This is a genomic window from Staphylococcus sp. GDX8P54P, assembly GCF_017893165.1.
In the GTDB taxonomy this organism is placed as follows: Bacteria; Bacillota; Bacilli; order Staphylococcales; family Staphylococcaceae; genus Staphylococcus; species Staphylococcus borealis.
Genome location: NZ_JAESMM010000033.1, coordinates 58,970 through 76,140, shown reverse-complemented (window position 1 = coordinate 76,140; position 17,171 = coordinate 58,970). Strand labels below are relative to the sequence as shown.

General features: G+C 35.9%; 16 protein-coding genes and 1 tRNA gene. 4 read left to right on the top strand and 13 right to left on the bottom strand.

Going from position 1 to position 17,171, the window contains the following annotated elements:
• Positions 1-6: 6 nt before the first annotated feature.
• From KA909_RS10910 to panB, 4 genes are all read right to left on the bottom strand, one after another.
• Positions 7-909: a hypothetical protein gene (locus tag KA909_RS10910; protein ID WP_228480646.1), complete on the bottom strand. Its 903-nt coding sequence runs from the start codon at positions 907-909 to the stop codon at positions 7-9.
• A 185-nt stretch (positions 910-1,094) separates the two neighbouring features.
• Complete coding sequence (panD, locus tag KA909_RS10905) at positions 1,095-1,478, bottom strand: aspartate 1-decarboxylase (RefSeq protein ID WP_011274512.1); 384 nt, start codon at positions 1,476-1,478, stop codon at positions 1,095-1,097.
• A gap of 3 nt (positions 1,479-1,481) precedes the next feature.
• Positions 1,482-2,336, bottom strand: coding sequence for a pantoate--beta-alanine ligase (panC, locus tag KA909_RS10900; protein ID WP_193838713.1), 855 nt, complete (start codon positions 2,334-2,336; stop codon positions 1,482-1,484).
• On the bottom strand, positions 2,329-3,147 hold the full coding sequence (gene panB, locus KA909_RS10895) for a 3-methyl-2-oxobutanoate hydroxymethyltransferase (protein WP_210130204.1): 819 nt from the start codon (positions 3,145-3,147) through the stop codon (positions 2,329-2,331). The genes panC and panB overlap by 8 nt, the downstream gene beginning before the upstream one ends.
• Before the next feature lie 81 nt (positions 3,148-3,228).
• On the opposite strand from panB, the gene KA909_RS10890 reads away from it, so the two are divergent.
• Complete coding sequence (locus KA909_RS10890) at positions 3,229-4,077, top strand: oxidoreductase (RefSeq protein ID WP_210130203.1); 849 nt, start codon at positions 3,229-3,231, stop codon at positions 4,075-4,077.
• Positions 4,078-4,418: 341 nt separating this feature from the next.
• On the opposite strand, the gene KA909_RS10885 is transcribed toward KA909_RS10890, so the two are convergent.
• From KA909_RS10885 to KA909_RS10860, 6 genes are read right to left on the bottom strand one after another with little or no spacing between them, the layout of a single operon-like run.
• Complete coding sequence (locus KA909_RS10885; protein WP_053030145.1) at positions 4,419-5,336, bottom strand: D-ribose ABC transporter substrate-binding protein; 918 nt, start codon at positions 5,334-5,336, stop codon at positions 4,419-4,421.
• A gap of 19 nt (positions 5,337-5,355) precedes the next feature.
• The gene (locus tag KA909_RS10880) at positions 5,356-6,294 is read right to left on the bottom strand and encodes an ABC transporter permease subunit (RefSeq protein WP_053030146.1); all 939 of its coding nucleotides are present in this window, start codon (positions 6,292-6,294) and stop codon (positions 5,356-5,358) included.
• Entirely contained in the window at positions 6,275-7,771 is a 1,497-nt protein-coding gene (locus KA909_RS10875) for a sugar ABC transporter ATP-binding protein (protein ID WP_193838711.1), read from the bottom strand. Before KA909_RS10875 ends, KA909_RS10880 begins: the two co-directional genes overlap by 20 nt.
• Before the next feature lie 12 nt (positions 7,772-7,783).
• A complete protein-coding gene (gene rbsD / locus KA909_RS10870; protein ID WP_193838710.1) occupies positions 7,784-8,173 on the bottom strand; it encodes a D-ribose pyranase in 390 nt (129 codons plus the stop codon).
• Positions 8,166-9,047 (bottom strand): ribokinase, encoded by an 882-nt coding sequence (rbsK, locus tag KA909_RS10865; protein WP_193838709.1) that lies wholly within the window; start codon positions 9,045-9,047, stop codon positions 8,166-8,168. Before rbsK ends, rbsD begins: the two co-directional genes overlap by 8 nt.
• Positions 9,044-10,015 (bottom strand): LacI family DNA-binding transcriptional regulator, encoded by a 972-nt coding sequence (locus KA909_RS10860; RefSeq protein ID WP_210130202.1) that lies wholly within the window; start codon positions 10,013-10,015, stop codon positions 9,044-9,046. Before KA909_RS10860 ends, rbsK begins: the two co-directional genes overlap by 4 nt.
• Positions 10,016-10,258: 243 nt before the next feature.
• On the opposite strand from KA909_RS10860, the gene KA909_RS10855 reads away from it, so the two are divergent.
• Entirely contained in the window at positions 10,259-11,125 is an 867-nt protein-coding gene (locus KA909_RS10855) for a helix-turn-helix transcriptional regulator (protein WP_193838707.1), read from the top strand.
• A gap of 256 nt (positions 11,126-11,381) precedes the next feature.
• Here KA909_RS10855 and KA909_RS13865 read toward each other — a convergent pair whose 3' ends face one another.
• Both KA909_RS13865 and KA909_RS10845 read right to left on the bottom strand, forming a co-directional pair.
• Positions 11,382-12,731, bottom strand: coding sequence for a hypothetical protein (locus tag KA909_RS13865; protein ID WP_210130201.1), 1,350 nt, complete (start codon positions 12,729-12,731; stop codon positions 11,382-11,384).
• A gap of 70 nt (positions 12,732-12,801) precedes the next feature.
• Positions 12,802-13,665, bottom strand: a complete 864-nt coding sequence (locus KA909_RS10845; RefSeq protein WP_193838705.1) for a trypsin-like serine peptidase — start codon at positions 13,663-13,665, stop codon at positions 12,802-12,804.
• A 237-nt stretch (positions 13,666-13,902) separates the two neighbouring features.
• Here KA909_RS10845 and KA909_RS10840 point away from each other — a divergent pair.
• Positions 13,903-13,992 (top strand) — tRNA-OTHER (locus tag KA909_RS10840).
• Positions 13,993-14,351: 359 nt separating this feature from the next.
• Positions 14,352-16,568 carry a YSIRK-targeted triacylglycerol lipase gene (gene lip, locus KA909_RS10835; RefSeq protein ID WP_210130200.1) on the top strand — a complete coding sequence of 739 codons (2,217 nt, stop codon included), beginning with the start codon at positions 14,352-14,354 and terminating at the stop codon, positions 16,566-16,568.
• A gap of 239 nt (positions 16,569-16,807) precedes the next feature.
• Here lip and KA909_RS10830 read toward each other — a convergent pair whose 3' ends face one another.
• Positions 16,808-17,098, bottom strand: coding sequence for a hypothetical protein (locus KA909_RS10830; RefSeq protein WP_193838704.1), 291 nt, complete (start codon positions 17,096-17,098; stop codon positions 16,808-16,810).
• Positions 17,099-17,171 lie beyond the last annotated feature (73 nt).

Sequence of the window (17,171 nt, the reverse complement as noted above, 5' to 3'; positions counted from 1 at the left end):
TAAATACTATTCAACCTTTTTTTCTTTGACTACATTACCATTAGCATCGAGTTTTTGAAGTGTGCCATTTTTATTTCTATAGGAACCAACGATTTCTCCATCTTGATTGCGATATCGTACCGACCAATCTCCATTTGAATTAAGTAACTTCACATCTTCCCACAAATAACCTGAATCTGTTAAACTAACACCTTCAAAATCTGCAATAATTTGGTAAATTTGATTTCTAAGATGTAATCCTACGCCACCCAATCTCTCCAACTGTTTATAAGAGATGCCATTCTCATCATAACTAATGTCAGGATACTTATTATCAATATGCATTTTACTTACTAATTCTGGCAAAGCTTTGTTATGTTTATTTTTTAAATAGACATCGCTTAAATTCACTTCTCTACCATGTTGCATCAATGCATTATAATCTATGATTGCGGCTTGTGTTCCTCCTAAGAATATCTTTTCATTATTCACACCGATGATTGCAGCAAAATTTCGTTTATCAGGATATACAGTGTAAAAATGCATATCTTTTGGCGCATTTGCAACAGGTTTATCATGCTTAACTAATGTGAAATCGACTAATTTATAATGATACTCTCCAGCTGGTGCTATAGCTAAATAAAATCCAGTTAAAATTTCATTTTTAGTTAATGTATATTGGTCAACATGGTCGACACAAAATGCTAAAGCTAATTTTTCCTTTTCTGAAAAGTTAGCTACTATATCTTTAGTTTTTTCTTCATTCTTCTTTTTACTTTCAACCTTATTTTGTTTTTTATTGTCTTCTGTTGTCTTAGTATCCGTTTGTTTCGAATGTGAATTAGTTTTACCTTCCTTGGACGATTCATTCGTACTACAAGCTGTTAAAATCAACATAAATGTGATGCTAAGTAATATAAATCTTTTCATAAACAAGCCCTCTAATCTAAACAATTTATATAATTTTATTATACTATATAAAAGTTATATATAGAGGCGTTACTTATAATACTTTGACCCACAACATACACAAAAATACACAAAAATCCGATAGCTTTTAAGCTACCGGATCGAAATCATTTCAATATTTTTAGACTGCCGTCATACTTATTTATTTATTTAATTATAGTGCCTTCTTTTTCATGAATCATTTGAATAATTTCATTCTTTTCATTCATCACAGCAACTTTCGGTGCATGATCAACTAATTCACGTTCATCTAATTGAACATAAGTCATAATAATCACCACATCGTCAACTTCAACTAATCGAGATGCTGCACCATTAAGGCAAATCTTGCCACTACCTCGTTCACCAGCAATGACATAGGTTTCAAAGCGGGCACCATTATTGTTATTCACGATGGCTACCTTTTCATTCGGTAAAATATCAACTGCATCCAAGATATCTGCATCTATCGTAATACTTCCAACATAATTTAAATTTGATTCTGTTACTCGTGCTCTATGAATCTTACCATTCATCATTGTTCTAATCATAACTTACGATTCACTTCCTAAAATAATATTATCTATTAACCGTGCTTTCGAGAATTTAACAGCGAGTGATATAAAGATTTGACCTTGTATTTCTGTCGCAACTTCTAAACCGGGGTAACTGTAAATTGCAACTTCATCAATATGACCACGCGTATGTTCCGTTAAGTATGCCTTAATCTCACCAACAATAATATGACTACGACGTTCCCCTTGATTATACAACGTTTGCGCTAATGCTAAACTTTTACTTAGGTGAACAGCCTCTTGTCGCTCATCGTCAGTTAAATATACATTTCGCGAACTGCGTGCGAGTCCATCCGCTTCACGTACAATATCAACACCAACAATTTCAATTGGGTGGTTAAAATCTTCAACCATTTTTTCAACGATTGCAAGTTGTTGCGCATCCTTCTTACCAAAGTAAGCTTTATTAGGACTGACGATGTTAAATAATTTATTCACGACAGTCACAACGCCGTCGAAATGACCTGGACGTTGTGCGCCTTCTAAGACTTCCGCTAGACGTCCCACCTTCAATGTTATGCTTAATTCGTCTGGATACATTTCTTCTACTGTTGGATGAAAGACGTAATCCACATGTATAGCTTCAACTAAAGCTACATCTTGATCAATTTGACGTGGATACGCATCGAAATCTTCGTTTGGTCCGAATTGTAGTGGGTTGACGAATACACTAATCACCGTAACATCATTGTCTTCAACTGAGCGACGCATCATACTTAAATGCCCTTCATGTAAGGCGCCCATTGTAGGGACAAAACCAATTGTCTTACCCGAACGTTTCAATTCTTGCGTAATGTGTTGCATCTCAGCTACAGTTTGAATTACTTTAGTCATTAACATTTACCTCGTTCAATATCTTTTTCTTATATGTGTGTGCTTCAGCTGGAAACGTCCCTGCCTTAACTTCCTCATCATATTGTTTGATGCCTTTAATTCCCACTGAAAAATCACCAAACTGTTTCACAAATTTAGCATAACGATCTACACCATAATTCAACATATCGTGATAAACCAATACTTGACCGTCTGTGTCTTTTCCTGCGCCGATACCAATCACTGGTATATCTAATTGGTCACTAATTAAACCAGCTAAGTCACTAGGGATTGCTTCTAATACTAAGGCAACTGCACCTGCTTCTTGTACCGCATGTGCATCTTGAATTAATTGTTCAGCTGCATCTTTCGTACTACCTTGTAAACGATAGCCCATAACACCCACGCTTTGTGGCATTAAACCTAGGTGCGCTACAATTGGTATTCCAATTTGCGTTGATTTCTTAATGAAATTAACTAAATGTGCACCTTCTGCTTTTAACGCATTCGCATTTGTTTGTTGATAAAGTGTGAGCGCATTTTTCAAATCATGTTCGTCACTCACACCAACTGCGCCAATTGGTAAATCTACTACTACAAAAGTATCATCTGCGCCTCTGCGTACCGCTTTGCCGTGGTGAATCATGTCATCTAGCGTCACTTGTGTTGTCGTCTCATAACCAAGCACTGTCATTCCAAGTGAATCACCCACTAAAATCATATCTATATTTGCATCTTGTGCTTGTTTTGCGCTTGGAAAGTCATATGCCGTAATCATCGAAATTTTTGTTTTTTCTTGTTTCATTTCAACTAATTTTGCTAAATTTTTCATTTTTAAATTAACTCCTATATTAAAAGTTCGATAATAATACGTATAATTATATGTAAGAATACCTAGAAAGGAAAGTTTTAAATGCAAATTGCTGTTATTGGACCAGGTGCGGTTGGCACTACGATCGCCTATGAACTACAAACATCGTTGCCAAACGTCACACTAATTGGTCGTTCTAATAAATACATAACCATTCAACCCGCAAATCAAGCGGTAGAAGTATTTAATATAGATGACGTGACGTCGACCTTTGACGTTATAATCATTGCTGTCAAAACACATCAGCTTAATCATTTAATTCCAAAGTTACATCGTTTAGCCCATGACGAAACGCTATTTATTTTAGCTCAAAATGGCTACGGCCTACTATCTCGTCTTCCATTTCAACACACTTACCAAGCTGTTGTTTATATTAGTGGCCAAAAGTCGGGAAACGAAGTCGTACATTTTCGTGATTATCGCTTACATGTCCAAAAAGATGCTCAAACAATGCGCTTAAAACAATTACTTGATCACACAAAAATTGAACTCGTACTTGAAGACCATATTGAAGACAAAATTTGGTATAAATTATTAGTTAACCTCGGCATTAATTCTATTACTGCGCTTGGTCATAATACCGCTCAAATCTTAAAAATTAAAGAAGTGGAACAATTATGTAGAAACTTATTATACGAGGGACAACACGTAGCTTTATCAGAGGGCATTACGCTTCCTGATTCATTGGTCGATGATATTATGCAGATTTATGCAGGTTATCCTGACCATATGGGTACGAGTATGTATTATGATGTGATCAATAGCCAACCGCTTGAAGTTGAAGCCATTCAAGGCTTTATCTATAGCAAGGCGAGATACTATAATCTCAACACACCCCACCTAGACACTGTTTACGCCCTTTTACTGTCACATCATTCTATTGCAAAATAAAAAGGGAATGAAACAGCATTCTTTTTAAATTCGTCGTCCACTCCCAGCTTGCTTTGCTTGTAGAATTTCTTGATGAAATTCTCTTTGCTGGGGCCCCGACCCCAACTTGCTTTGCTTGTAGCATTTCTTGATGAAATTCTCTTTGCTGGGGCCCCGAACCCCAACTTGCTTTGTTTTTATCATTTCTTAGTGAAATGCTCTTTGCTGGGGTCCCGCCGACAAGGATGACTAGAACTGAGAAAAGCTTAATTTAAGCGCATTCTCAGTTCAGTCAACTACTGCCAATATATATTTGTAGCCTGAGACATTGATTGATATATGTCCCAGGCTCTTTTTTCTAGTTAACTCTTACTTTGTTTTAACTTTAATGGCACTTTAATTTGTTTATCGACAGAATCGCCTTTCATTAGACCATTAACTACTTTAATTGCTTCTTTACCCATAAGTTCAGGTTGTTGCGCAATTGTCGCATCTAGTTTGCCATTTTTAATAGATTTCATCGCATCTTCATTACCATCAAATCCAATGACTTGAATATCCTTACCACCAATTGCTTCTATTGCACCTAAAGCCATTTCATCATTTTGGGCAAAGATTGCTTGGATATCAGGGTGTGCTTCAAGCATGTTTTGCGTTACATTTAACCCCTCTGCTCTATCAAACTTTGCACTTTGTTTGGCGATGACTTTTAACTGCTTATCCGCAACATCGTGGAACCCTTTACCTCTTTCTCTAGTCGCACTTGCCCCAGGTACACCTTCAAGTTCACCCACTTTGGCATTTTTACCGACTTTATCTACCAAGTAATTTCCAGCCATTTTACCACCTTCAACGTTATCTGACGCAATAAATGACGCTACATCACCTTTATCTACAGATCGGTCTAACGTAATTACCGGAATCCCCTCGTTATTAGCTGATTCTACCGCACTTGAGATTGCACTTGAATCTGTCGGGTTAACAATTAAGTAATCTACTTGTTGTTGAATTAAATCTTCAATGTCATTCGTTTGTTTTGCTGAATCATCTCGTGCATCTACAACTTTGACTTTCATCCCTTGTGCTTTGGCATCTTTTTCAATACCATTTTTAATTTTAACGAAGAATGGATTGTTTAACGTTGAAATACTTACACCAATTGTAATCTCTGATTTTTTCTTATTTGTTTTACCATTTTTATCATTTTTCAAAGGTGATTCTAAGGAACACGCTGCTAAAAATAGGACGAGTGCTAATGTAATGGCTAATAATTTCTTCATATTGTTATCCTGCTTTCTCTTATTTTTTACGGTCAATTAATACCGCAATTAAAATGACTACACCTTTAACGACTTGTTGATAGAATGAAGACACACCGAGTAAATTTAATCCATTATTTAAAACACCAATGATAAGTACACCTATAAGTGTTCCAACAATTCGTCCTTTACCACCTGTCAATGACGTACCACCAAGCACGACCGCGGCAATCGCATCTAACTCATAAGACATACCTGCTGTTGGTTGTGCAGAATTCAGACGTGATGTTAGTATTCCGCCGGCTAACGCTGACATTAATCCTGAAATACCATAAATAAAGATTTTAATTTTATTCACTTTAATACCTGAAATTTTAGCTGCTACCTCATTCCCACCAATTGCATATGTATGACGACCGAACGTTGTTTTTTGAAGAATGATAAGTAAAATGATAAATACGATAATCATCGTTACTGCTGGTACCGGAATACCAATAAAGTAGCCTTTACCAAATAATTGGAATAAATAGCTATCACCTAAATTAGTGATTGGATTGCCGTCAGTAATGACTAATGTTAATCCACGGAAGATCGTCATTGTCGCAAGTGTTGCAATAAATGGCGCCATATTCCCTTTCGTCACTAGTAAACCGTTGACTGCACCTAAAACGAAGCCTATCAGTACACCTATAATTAAGGCGATAATTGGATCAACGCCGCTTGTAATCATCAGTGCAATAAACGCAGATGATAAAGCAAGGATTGAACCTACTGATAAATCTATGCCACCAGTTAAGATAATAAATGTCATCCCAAAGGCAATCAGACCATTGATAGAAATTTGTCTTAATAAGTTGAGTAAATTAGATAAATCTAAAAATGATGGATTTAAAATACTCACTACAATAATTAATAAAATCAGACCAATAAATGGAATGATCTTTTCCATGAACGATGTTTTAGCTGTTAACTGTTTCATTTAAAGTTCCCCCTGTAGCTAACGTCATAATATTTTCTTCTGTAATTTCATTTCCTGTAAGATCTCCTTTGATATTACCTTCATGCACGACCATCACTCTATCGCTCATGCCAATGACTTCTGGTAATTCAGATGAGACCATAATAATAGACACACCACGATCTGTAAGTTCATTCATAAGTTGATAAATTTCTCTCTTAGCGCCAACATCAATACCTCTTGTAGGTTCATCCAATATGATGATTTGCGCACCCGTACCAATCCACTTAGCTAATACGACTTTCTGTTGATTACCTCCTGATAATGAACCAGCTGGTAGCTTGCCTGGCGATTTAATGTTCAGTCTTTTGCGCATCGTATCAACAAATTGCTCAGAACTCTTATCGTCTACGATGCCACGTTTTGAAAAGCTAAATAACGAAGGTAACACCATATTGTCTTGAATGGAGAAGTCTAAAATTAATCCTTCTTCCTTACGATTCTCGGTTATAAAAGCAAGTCCATGTTTCATCGCTTCAATTGGGGACGTGATCGTCACTGGTTGACCTTTAATTTCAATGTCATTGTCTGCTTTATCCACACCAAATAAACTGCGCATCATTTCCGTACGTCCTGCACCCATCAAGCCACTTACACCTAATATTTCACCTTCTTTAAGATAAAATGACTGATTCTCAATGTGATGTAGCGGATTATTGAGACGTTTTACATTTAAGATAATATCTTGTGGTTCATACGTTCTATGTGGAAATTGTTCATCTAATTCACGTCCTACCATTGCTTTCACAATTTGGTTGTACGTTAGATGACGTGTTTCATCGTACATAACAGAAACGCCATCACGCATGACCGTTATTTCATCTGAAATTTCAAATATTTCAGCCATTCTATGCGAAATGTAAACAAAGGCAACACCTTTTGCTTTTAAATTACGAATCATATCGAATAGACGTCGGATTTCTTTGTCTGTTAAGGTAGCTGTCGGTTCATCCATAATAATGATTTGTGCTTTCGTCATCATCGCTTTAGCGATTTCTATCATTTGTTGCTCACCAATCGAGCAATCTTTAACTACTTTATTTAACGGAATGTAAAAATCTAATTCTTTAAATACTTGTTCCGCCTGTTGTTTCATTGCTTTTGTATTGAGTATGCCCATTTTGTTGCGGATTTCTTTTCCTACAAACAAATTATCGAGTACTGTTAATTCTGGATATAAATTCAATTCTTGGTGTATAAAGGTTAATCCTTTTTCTTCCGCTTCTTTAGGATTGCTATATTCTATTTCAACATCAGAATACGTCATGACACCTTGATCTTTCTTATGAATACCTACTAAAATTTTCATTAGCGTCGATTTTCCAGCCCCATTTTCTCCCATTAAGGCATGGACGGTACCTGGTTTCAAAGTAAAGTCAACACCCTTAAGCACCTCGTTATCACCAAAGGCTTTATGAATATTAGTCATTTGAATCATTAATCTCACCCCTTAAAATATGACACCACTTTGAAGTATGATGTTTGCATATGGTGTTGCTTCACCTGTACGTATAATCGCTTTCGCATCCTTCGTTAATGCTTTAAATGTTTCATGATCGACTTGTGTTATGTCTGAAAAGTCATGTGTCACTTGCTTATAAATAGGTGCATTGTTGACTTCCATTTCCTCAGCTATCGTAATATGTTCAATTTCCATGTGTTGCTTAAGGACGTCATAAACGTCTAGGAAACTAGGCTTCCCTAACGTTAATGCTAGGTCAATCTTCTTAACATCTTTAGGCACTGGTAGCCCACAATCGCCAATTACAATTTGATCTGTATGTCCTAAGTCGCTAAGTACCTTTGAAATATCGCTGTTTAATATGCCTGTTTTATACATCGAATTCACCTTCTATTTCTGAAAAGGTCGGCATACCACCTTGAGCCCCCATACCTGTTACTGAGTGACTTGCTGCTAAATTCGCAAGTGTAAGGGCCTGTGCAATGGAATATCCTTTTTGTAATCCTACTGCGAAAGCACCATTAAATGTATCTCCGGCACCTGTGGTATCTTTAACTTCTCGCTTAAATCCTGCTATATGAACCTTTTTAGTGCCGTTATGATACATAGCACCTTTATCCCCTAATGTAATAATCAGTTTGTTAGGATAATGTGCTAACGCTTCATCAATGTTAGTCTGGAACATTGCGTTACTCTCTGTTTCGTTAGGTGTAATATATGTCGCTTTATCAATGACTTCTGATTCTACTTCTCGGAATGGTGCCGGGTTAAGAATCGAGATTAAATCATGATCGTCACAATAAGTTATGACGTCTTTAACTGTTTCGGCAGGAATTTCTTGTTGAATTAATACAATGTCACCTGCTTGCGCTTGATCTAATGCTTCCAATGCATACGCTGAAGTCACATAATTATTAGCTGAAGGCACCACAATAATGCTATTGTCATTGTCTGATAATGTAATATGCGCTGTCCCTGATGCTGAATGTGTAACGGGTTTCAGAAATGTCGTTAAAACATGGTTGTCTTCTAAATTTGTGAAAATTTGATTTCCAAAATCGTCATCCCCAATGCGTCCTACCATATACACATCATCACCAAGTCTGGCAGCTGCTACAGCTTGGTTCGCACCTTTGCCTCCAGGTGTCGTAAAGAATGACTCACCTAGTACGGTTTCGCCTTTACTTGGTACTCGATTCGTAGAAACGACTAAATCAATAGATAAACTTCCAACTACATAAATACTTGTCATTTTGTCTTCCTCCTTGTAGATTCTCTATAAATTAAATCAACATCTAATACTACCTTCGTTGTGATGTCATTATGTTCTAATTGTTGAATCAAACCTAATGCTGCTTTCTTACCAATGTCATATGCAGGTTGTTTGATTGTTGTGAGACTTGGATAAAATAGCTTAGCTAACGGGATATCATCATACCCAATGACTTGTACGTCATCTGGAATAGTAATATGTAAATCATGTAACCATTTCATCATTTTCAGTGCTGATACATCATTGCTACATATCACACTATCGATATCATTGTGCTTAATGTAACGCTGTAATTTATCCATAGTGATATCACGCTCATCTTCAATCCATAATTGAATGCCCTGACTTTCTAACGTCGTTCTTGCACCGTTGAATCGTTCTTCAAACGAACGATAATTCAGGTCTTGATGTATCACTAATACACGTTGCGCATTGCCTTCTATAATTGCCTCAGCTTGTAATTGACCACCTTTATAATGATCTGCTTCGATACATTGTTGATTATCTGTAACGCGGTCAATGAGAACATAGGGTAATTGATAGGAGTTGAATTGATCAAAAGCAAATTGCGTCGATAATTGTGAAGCAATAACGCCACTGCAATTATTTACTTTAAATGTGGTTAAATAGTTAAGTTCTTTATGTTCTTGCATTTCACCATTACCAATCATGACATGGTACCCTTTTTGAATTGCAGTATCCTCAACACCTTTAGCAACAATTGTAAAAAATGGATTACTCATATCTGGTAAAAGCAGTCCAATCGTTTTAGATTTCTTTGTGAATAGGGTTCTTGCAGTTTCATTTGGATAATAATCTAGGTCTTTGATGACTTGTTCAATTCTTTTACGTGTTGCTTCTTTAACATAACCACTTTTATTAATCACTCTTGAAACTGTGGCTACTGAAACATTTGCTTGTTTAGCCACTTCTTTAATCGTTCTCACTTTGCCACTCCTTTTATGTGTAACCGCTTACACAAAAATTTATCACTTTTTTCTTTTAAATGCAATATTAAATAAAACATTTATAGATTATTACTTTTGTAAATGTACGCTATCTTATTAGTTATGTTTATTGATATATCGCTACTTTTTAAATTTGGAATTATACACATTGCAAAAATAATATGATACTATATAATTAATTTTCAAAGTAAATATAGAATTGATGCAAAGGGGACCCAATTCTTGGATAAATCAACTCGTATACTAAATATTTTAACTTTGCTTCTTAAAGGTTATGTTGTTACGCAACAAGACTTAAATCAATTCACTGATGTAAGTAAAAAATCAATTCAACGTGATATTAATACGATTAACACTTTCTTTTATGAAAATGAGTTTTGGAATCCTAGTAATACTAGAGTCGTTTATAATCATCAATTGGCAGGATACGAACTTAAGCAGGATACTCAAAGTAAACACAGTTTGGGCATTTTGAGTCTGCTCATTAAACTTCAAAGCTTAACGCCTATATTGCATCACGATATTCATAAATTTTTACTTAGTTCAATTACTTCAATGAAAGTTTCAGATAAACATGTTTTAATGAGTACGTTACATCAATTTAAAATCAGACAAGAATTATTGCCTGGGAAACATCTTATGCTCCTGCAAAAAGCAATCGTGAATAAAGAAATTGTTCGCATTGAACTTCAAGATAAAAAGATAGTGGTTAAACCATTATCTATCTTATATATGCATTATGACTATTGGTTTACATATGAGGAAGACCATGAGATTGAAACGATTCTTCTTCGAGATATTCTGTCTGTTAAGATTTTAAATTTAAAATTTAAGAAAGATGGCACATGTAATCCTGTGTTATTCCAAATTCACACACACTTTTGGAACCAATTCCAACAACAGTTTTCAATTAAGGAAGTCGTTGAACACAGCGAAGATAGTATCACGGTATGGGTGAATTGTACGCGTTTTGATGCGTATTATATTGCCTATCAGTTAGCGCCATACGCCAAAATTCTAAAACCACAATCGTACATTGATAGCTTTGTGGATAGATTAGATGAAATTAAAGACATATATCGATCATAGAAGGGTTCGACGAAACGTCTTTTAGTTAAACCCTAAATTCAAAGCAAGTCCACAGCCAAAGCAAGCTGGGGGTCGGGACCACAGCACAAACAATCGCGAAAGTGATTTTATAAGCAAAGCAGCTGGGAAAGATGAATTTAAAACACATTCTGTCCCAATCCCTCATCAATGTAACGACCAATTACAAAAAAGGCATCTCGTTGATTTAGTAAACATCACTAAACTAAATTAACGAGGTGCCTTATATATTATTAACTTATTCTTCTTCACCATTTTCATCATATTTCGTAACGCTACCGTCTGAGGTTACTATATATGATCCAGCTAACTCACCATTTTTATCAGTAAATGAGAAGCCCCAATCGCCGTCAGCATTTTTTTCTGGTTCTTTATAGGTGTATGTGTCTGTATCTAAGGTATGCCCTTCGTATGCTTCGACTTTATCAATCACATTATCGCGTGTCACCGTTTCATCACTTGAACTCTTATCGTTATCTTCTGAACTACTATCTTCTGAGTTTGAACTATCGAAATCTTCAGGTTGTCTAGCTGTTTCTGACGTAATATGACTTGCTACCTTTTCAATTTCTGAATCTGACGCGTTCTTCAACTTCTTCGTTTGACCATTATTTAAAATTCGAGCAGTTTCTTGTTTAGAGTAACCATCTTCAATCCAACGATGGTCTTGGAAATGACTTGGCACATCATAAAATGTGACTGTCCCATCATTATTATCTTTAAACGTAATGTGACCAAGCGCTGTAACAGATGGACTTAATACAATAGTTCCCTCCGGATACACTTCTGACGCATCTTCATTATATGAATTAATCGGTTTGCCCGACATATCTATAGGTTCATACGTATGGTCTTCTCCATTAAATATTTCATCCGCGTCATTTCGTGCTGTCAGCCATACTTTAGCAAAGTATTCTTTCGTATTTTTATCATTACTGTCGGCCGAATGCGTACTATTAGAACCGCCACTAATTGAAATTTGTTTTGCCACTTTTTTATAATCTGAATCCTTACCATACTTTCGATATAACGCATTTAAATCAAGCTCGTATCCTAAGTCGGATTGAATAAATTGTTGGTATTTGCCTGGACTTTGCGTACCTATTACTGCTACTTTATCCTCACTCACACCGATTAACGTCGCAAAGGATCCTTTGCCAGGTGAAGCACTATAAAATGTCATCCCTTCTGGTGCGTCTTCAACTGCTTCTCCAGTTGCTTGTAATTCATATTTATCTATACTTTGTTGCCTTTTTCCAGTATTACTATTTTCAATGTATGAATGACGCTTTAAATCATTGGCAGTTATCGCTATATTAGACACACGGTCATCACTTAGCGCTAATGCCACTTTCTCTGCTTGATTTAAATCTTCAACGCTATTGTCAGAATGGGCCTGTTCATTCTTATTAGTGTGATTCGTACTATTATCAGACTTAGAATCCTTATCTTTATTTGATTTATCCGTTTGTGATGATTTGTTATTATCGTCGGATGCTCCATTTCCAAGTCCAAAGTCACTTAAACTACAACCAGCTAATAACATTGTCCCCGTTATTGCACCAATCATTAAATACTGTTTCTTCATTTCTCGCCACCCTTTATTCCCTTTGTAAGATAAATTGCAAAACGCTTGTCATTCCATTTATTCAATCAACTTACTTAATATGCTGACGGACAAATTTACCAGCGTACCCTTTAAATGACTCTCCGCCAGCCATTTCTTGCTTACCATACAAATCAGTCGCGGTACCACCTAAATTATGGCCATACGTTCTCATACCGTACATTGTATTATATTTACTATTTAACATCGGTGAACCAGACGCACCTGATCTAAAAAAGTCTTTCGTTTGAATTTCGGTGCCATTAGGAGAAAATTGTGTAACACGTAATTTACTGTAATATGGTTTCGTGTTGTCTCCGTTTATTTTTGAGTAACCTAAAGAATATAATGGTGTATTAAATTTCAATTTTTTAATTTCTGAATCTGTTGCAATACGTATCGGTTTAGCATACTTCGACATATTTTCTTTTGTATGGACGATGGCAATATCATACTGCGGTACTTTAATCACTTCACTCGCATGAAAAGCATACGGGATAGATTTACCATTACGATTCAATTGAAAGGTAATATATTTTGGTGCTGCAGCTTTACCAAAGCGATCATCAATCACATGTGCATTTGTAATAAAGGTATGCGCACCAATGACCGTACCTGTACCCATTGAGTCCTGACCTTTATAGTATGGGTTTTTAACCTTCCAACCGTTTAGATTCGACACACGACCAATAGATTTTAAATTACTTTTAGATGCATTTGGATAATATTGGTTAGAAATTGAACTTTTTGCAATTTTTTTAGCTTTTAAATACCCTGAATACTCACCTGCATGCGTGCCATCATAGTAATAATTACCAACAGCCTGCGCTTCTTCATGATGTCCAGCATAACCAAACATCGATGCTCCAATCACTACACTAGCAATAAACGTTTTACCAACTTTTGTTTTCCACATCGTCTTCTCCTCAATACCTTTCTTAAATAAAGTAACGATTTTACGACATACATCGCTCAATATCATCATTTTTCAATATAATTATATAATATGAGACGGACAATATACGTCTTTAGATATATAAATTATTAAGATTTTATACTTATTTTCAAATTTAATAAGAAATATAAAATATTTTTTTGTTTACAAAATAAATTTTTACATGTAAACTATACAACATATCACATAGATAGTTATGGAGGGGTACTCAAGCCTGGCTAAAGAGGCCAATCATTTATGGTTGGTAGGAGCTTTTTGCTCGCGTTGGTTCAAATCCTTCCCTCTCCGCTACTTTGAGACTGAAACGATGATCGTTTCAGTCTTTTTTTTATGGTTTACGTCTCAGACGCTACAATTATATATTGGCATGAGTTGACAATTATCTGCGCGCAAGGTTACTATTTGTTTAAATTACTTTGAAAGAGATACGTTTCTCCACTTGAACTGTCCTTATCAATACATATTTTTTTATCTAGTTCTGCAAACGCTTTCTCTTTTCAAAAGAAAGGAAGGTCATTATGGAAGAAATTAAGGCGATATTTAGCAAATTGTTTGAATTCTTACCACGTGTAATTATTAATTTATTTATCTAACATGGATTCACTGATTTACATTTTCAAAAATTAAATAAAATAGAGGTGCTGTTTATGAAAACAAGAGAGAACCGATTTAGTATTCGTAAATTAAGCGTAGGTGCGTCATCAATTGTAGTAGCGACTTTGCTATTCATGGGAGGTGGCTCAGCACAGGCAGCCGAGAAACAACAGGAAGTGGGAACTCCTGATACGGCGTCAGCACAATCTATTGGGGATAATGACACACCAGAGGCTCAAAAGGGACAAGTTCAATCCGTTGAACAAGCAAAGCACGATGTGTCTCAAATTAAAAATGAAAATAAAAATCAAACAAGCTTACATAATGAACTTCATCAAACGGATGCATCTAAGGATCATGTTTCTTCCAAAGAGACGCATCAACCTTCTACTGAAGAATCTGAGAAGTCAGATTCAAATACAGACAATCAACATACAGAAGTGACATCAACTTCTCAACAAACACATTCAACTGAAACACCAACTTCTAAAACAACTACAAACGAAGTCACATCAACAGAACACACAGCATCATCAGAGCAAGATGAACCATCTTTACAATCATCTGAACCATCATCGAAGACGAATGATTCAACTAAGAAAGTGACACCACATACTGAATCACAAGCTAACCAAACATCTGAAACTAAACAAGAGGACTTAAATCAACCACATTCAAATACTGTTAAATCTAAGGATACAAGTGTGTCTTCAAATGACGTACATTCGAGCAAAAGTGCAGCAACTGAACAACAACAGTCAACGCAATCCACTCAATCCAAAGACGACAATCAACAAGCGTCATCACAACTAAAAGATAACCATCAAAGCGAGGCACTTAAAGCAACCACACCGTCACAGCAACAAACGATAACTAAAAAAGAAGCAACGACAACTCAAGCATCACAAGATCTCAACACAGAAAAGGACGATCATGCTAACATTTCTATTGATGCACAAACTAACCCTTTCAATAACGACAACCCTTCTAAGCAAGATAAAGATGCACAATCAGGGTTAAATACACTTAAAAATAATTCAGTCGCAACAACTAATACGCAATCTAAATCTCAAGTGGCAAGTGGCACAAAAGATCAAACCAATAAAGTTGCGAAACAAGCTCAGTATAAAAACCAAGATCCTATTATTTTAGTTCATGGCTTTAGTGGTTTTACTGATGATATAAACCCATCCGTATTAGCACATTATTGGGGCGGCGATAAATTAAACATTCGCCAAGATTTAGAAGAAAACGGTTATGAATCTTATGAAGCAAGTATTAGTGCGTTTGGTAGTAACTACGATCGTGCCGTTGAACTTTATTACTATATTAAAGGTGGAACGGTTGATTATGGGGCTGCACACGCTGCTAAATATGGTCATGAGCGTTACGGCAAAACATACGAAGGTGTCTATAAAGATTGGCAACCAGGCCAAAAAGTACATCTAGTCGGACATAGTATGGGTGGTCAGACCATTCGTCAATTAGAGGCATTATTAAGAAATGGTAATCCAGAAGAACAGGAATACCAACGTGTTCATGGTGGTGACATTTCACCATTATACCAAGGTCAACACGACAATATGATTTCTTCTATAACGACGCTTGGTACGCCGCATAACGGTACACATGCATCAGATTTATTAGGTAACGAGGCGCTTATTCGTCAAATTGTCTTTGACGCAGGAAAAGTACTTGGCAATAAAGATTCACGTGTAGACTTCGGTCTGTCTCAGTGGGGTCTAAAACAACAACCGAATGAATCTTATATCGACTACGCCAAACGAGTTAAAGATTCTAAATTATGGCATACAAAAGACAATGGCTTTTATGATTTAACACGTGAAGGCGCGACAAACCTTAATCGCCAAACATCTTTAAATCCAAATATTGTATATAAAACATACACTGGTGAATCAACACATGCATCATTATTCGGACGTCAAAAATCAGATTTAAATTTATATTTCCCGTTCACCCTTACTGCTAATGTGATCGGCAAAGTAGCTGAAAAGGAATGGCGAGAAAATGATGGCTTAGTGTCTGTTATTTCGTCACAACATCCATTTAATCAAGCCTTTACTCAAGCTACAGATACGAATCAAAAAGGCGTTTGGCAAGTCACTCCAACGAAACACGATTGGGACCATGTCGATTTTGTAGGTCAAGATAGTTCTGATACGAAGCGTACTAGAGACGAACTACAACAATTTTGGCATAGTTTAGCCGATGATTTAGTTCAAAGTGAGTCGCTAACACGTGAGGCTTAACACATATTTCAATCTAACCGAAGGGAGGTCCTCTCATGTCTGGTACTGTGCTTCAATTAATAGGTTCTTTATTTAATATTTTGAAAGTCTTATTTTCATAAATAAATGACAAATCAAATAAGCACCACTTATCTTAAAAAGCATTTGCTTCTTAACATAGGTGGTGCTTATCATTTGTCGTTGATTGCCATTGTACTTGAAAGTCTCATGTGCATCATGATTACGTTAACCACGACTGACTATTTTGCCCGCGCATTCATAGATTGTACGTTACTGGAGGCATTACCTGCAGTGGAGACGGTTACTTTATCGATCGCGTCATTTGATTGATCAACCTTGTGCTGCAATTCACTATTTAGACCTAGCAAATTATTCGCTTGCGTTTCATCGCTATTCAACTCTTCCAAGCCATTGACAATCTCAGTCGCTAATACTTCACATGCATCGTCACTTTCAACATATACTTTTTCTTTTACAATACTTTCAATTGCTTCGATTAATTCTGATTTTTGAATTTGAATATCAATCATGACTATTACTCCCTTAAATTTTTGTTGACATATCAAAAAAATTATGTCTTTAAATTTATACCCTTTTTAAGCA

What these genes read in the sequence shown, in the direction of transcription:
- panB (WP_210130204.1), bottom strand. Translation starts at nt 3,147, where the DNA reads ATGAAAAATTTAGCAAAATTAGTTGAAATGAAACAAGAAAAAACAAAA.
- KA909_RS10890 (WP_210130203.1), top strand. Translation starts at nt 3,229, where the DNA reads ATGCAAATTGCTGTTATTGGACCAGGTGCGGTTGGCACTACGATCGCC.
- panC (WP_193838713.1), bottom strand. Translation starts at nt 2,336, where the DNA reads ATGACTAAAGTAATTCAAACTGTAGCTGAGATGCAACACATTACGCAA.
- lip (WP_210130200.1), top strand. Translation starts at nt 14,352, where the DNA reads ATGAAAACAAGAGAGAACCGATTTAGTATTCGTAAATTAAGCGTAGGT.
- KA909_RS10885 (WP_053030145.1), bottom strand. Translation starts at nt 5,336, where the DNA reads ATGAAGAAATTATTAGCCATTACATTAGCACTCGTCCTATTTTTAGCA.
- KA909_RS10845 (WP_193838705.1), bottom strand. Translation starts at nt 13,665, where the DNA reads ATGTGGAAAACAAAAGTTGGTAAAACGTTTATTGCTAGTGTAGTGATT.
- rbsD (WP_193838710.1), bottom strand. Translation starts at nt 8,173, where the DNA reads ATGTATAAAACAGGCATATTAAACAGCGATATTTCAAAGGTACTTAGC.
- KA909_RS10880 (WP_053030146.1), bottom strand. Translation starts at nt 6,294, where the DNA reads ATGAAACAGTTAACAGCTAAAACATCGTTCATGGAAAAGATCATTCCA.
- KA909_RS10875 (WP_193838711.1), bottom strand. Translation starts at nt 7,771, where the DNA reads ATGATTCAAATGACTAATATTCATAAAGCCTTTGGTGATAACGAGGTG.
- panD (WP_011274512.1), bottom strand. Translation starts at nt 1,478, where the DNA reads ATGATTAGAACAATGATGAATGGTAAGATTCATAGAGCACGAGTAACA.
- rbsK (WP_193838709.1), bottom strand. Translation starts at nt 9,047, where the DNA reads ATGACAAGTATTTATGTAGTTGGAAGTTTATCTATTGATTTAGTCGTT.
- KA909_RS13865 (WP_210130201.1), bottom strand. Translation starts at nt 12,731, where the DNA reads ATGAAGAAACAGTATTTAATGATTGGTGCAATAACGGGGACAATGTTA.
- KA909_RS10830 (WP_193838704.1), bottom strand. Translation starts at nt 17,098, where the DNA reads ATGATTGATATTCAAATTCAAAAATCAGAATTAATCGAAGCAATTGAA.
- KA909_RS10910 (WP_228480646.1), bottom strand. Translation starts at nt 909, where the DNA reads ATGAAAAGATTTATATTACTTAGCATCACATTTATGTTGATTTTAACA.